Consider the following 2,127-nt stretch of genomic DNA (forward strand, 5'->3'; position numbering starts at 1 on the left):
CCTCCGGACAATGCCCGTTTTATTGCTGTGTCCTGGGGATTGAACGCATCGACAACGGAGACATCCGGAGTAAGGGGATCCGTCGCTTCGTTTCCGTCACCATAGTAGCCCCCAACCCCCTCTTCGTAAATACCAATGTGTGAGTGGGCATCAATGAATCCCGGAAATACGTACTTGCCCGAAACATCGATAACTTCAGCCCCAGGCTCTTCGAGTCCTTGTCCTATCCGTTCGATCTTTCCCTTGTTCATCAAAATATCACCTACGAAGGACTCAGAAGTGATGGGGTAAATAGTCCCGTTCTTTAGTAGTATTGACATACAGGTCCTCCTTTATTGAAAGTTATACAATAATTGTATCAGAAGTGATACGTATCGGAAACTTATGACTGCCTTTGATTTCAACAAGGCTTTAGGAAGGGAATAAATATGCTTGAGGATGCGGTTGGAAAACAGTATTCGAGAAACGATGTGGAGAGGAACTGCGCAGAGGCAATGGTATATGGAGCGAACGATGAGTACGGCCTTGACCTGCCCCAGGAGGCCTTCTTCACGATGGGCGCCTTCGGAGGAGGCATGAGAATCAAGAGTATCTGCGGAGCCGTCACAGGTTCACTTGCAGTACTTGGAATCCTCTTCAACAGCGAGATCTATGAAAAACAAGAAAGAATGAAACGAATAGCAGAGGAGTTCATTGCCGAATTCGAGAAGAGATACGGTCATCTCGAATGCTCAGTGCTAAGAGACAAGTACCGTGATCCTGTGATCGGATGTGAAACAACTGTACGAATGGCGGCTCGGGTTCTCGAAGAGATTATTCAAAAGTACAGGAGAGAGATTACGTACAGAGCGAAGTGAGTCTTCCATAAAACATTCGACGCAAGGCGCCGAAGATCATCGGCGGACGCAAGGCTGGCGAAGACCACGCCAGGTCGCAATGCCCGCTTCGCGGGGAGGATTTTCAGAACCAGTATGCTCAGCCTGGCCAGTCTCGCCTTCGGCGAGGCCAGTTCCGGCTATGCCGCGAAAGAGCAGCGTCTAGGAACGGGTTATAAAGTGCGGGTTATAAAGATCGGGTTGTAGAAGCGTGTTATAAGAACCGGTTTATGAAGAGCGGGATGCTGAATCAAGTTCAGGCTAATTTGTCGGCTAATTCGGACGGTCTGACCCTTGATTATTGGAGAATAATATAAGGACACTAGGGTTTAACTAACACTTCCTCGAAATTGCTTTGAATTTGAGAGAAATCAATCGGTGAATTGTAATTCAGAGATCCATGAGGCCTCAGTTTGTTATAGAAACCAAGATAGACATTGAATTTCTTGCATAGATCGTTTAGATTGAGAAACTCGTTGTTTTCAACGAATTCCCTTTTCAAGGATGAGAAGAAGGATTCAATATAAGCCTGTGAATTAGGATTTCTCTTCATTCCGAATTCGTGTGCAATCTCTTCTTCATTCATGAATATACCCGTGTTGATTGCTCTGAACTGACTTCCATTATCTGTTCTAATGAACTGAGGTCTTCCCCTGTTCTCAATCAAGAGTTTAATTAGCTCAATGAAGTCCTCTTTTTTGCATGAGGTTCCCACATAAGTTCCGACTACGTTCCTGTCGTAAACGTCCAGGACAGTTAGTATGGCCACAAGCTCTTCTCTGGTCTTTACAAAGGTTATATCCGCTTCCCACAGTTGATTCTTCTCGGTTACCTTCATTGAACTGCTTCTTCTTACAGGGTGTTTATCTCGCTTCTTGTATTTTCCTACAAGGCCAAGCTTCTTCCTGATTCTATGTAGCTTCTTGTGGTTTACTCTTATCCCGTAATAAGTGAGAATGTATCTCGACAGCTTCTTTGAACCAAGGAACTTCAAATAGTAAATCTCTTCAAGTTGCGAATCTGCATTTGAGATATAGATCAAAAGCTTCTCTAACTCTTCGTCGTCTGTGGTTCCTCCGAAATCGTTGAATGAATAACCTCTGTTCTTTCTCTTGTATATTTCTCCTGCAATAATGAAGCCTGGATTCCTGGTGCGATAGTAACTGCTTGAGGGTATTCCAAGTACCTTTAGCAAATACGTGATCGAGAAGCCCCAGGATCTGTATCTCTCAACAATCAGAAGAAGCGTTAT

At 44.5% G+C, this 2,127-nt stretch carries 2 protein-coding genes and 1 pseudogene; 1 reads left to right on the forward strand and 2 read right to left on the reverse strand.

Annotated features, from left to right (window positions below):
- Positions 1–320: pseudogene (locus BG32_RS14600) on the reverse strand (amidohydrolase); the annotation flags it as partial.
- 108 nt (positions 321–428) lie between these two features.
- Between BG32_RS14600 and BG32_RS14605 the strand changes: the two are divergent.
- A complete protein-coding gene (locus BG32_RS14605; protein ID WP_006486512.1) occupies positions 429–857 on the forward strand; it encodes a C-GCAxxG-C-C family protein in 429 nt (142 codons plus the stop codon).
- Positions 858–1,197: 340 nt separating this feature from the next.
- On the opposite strand, the gene BG32_RS14610 is transcribed toward BG32_RS14605, so the two are convergent.
- On the reverse strand, positions 1,198–2,127 hold a 930-nt coding region (locus tag BG32_RS14610; RefSeq protein WP_183084351.1), incomplete at its 5' end, for an IS3 family transposase.

The organism is Mesotoga sp. HF07.pep.5.2.highcov (assembly GCF_003666285.1).
GTDB lineage: Bacteria > Thermotogota > Thermotogae > Petrotogales > Kosmotogaceae > Mesotoga > Mesotoga prima.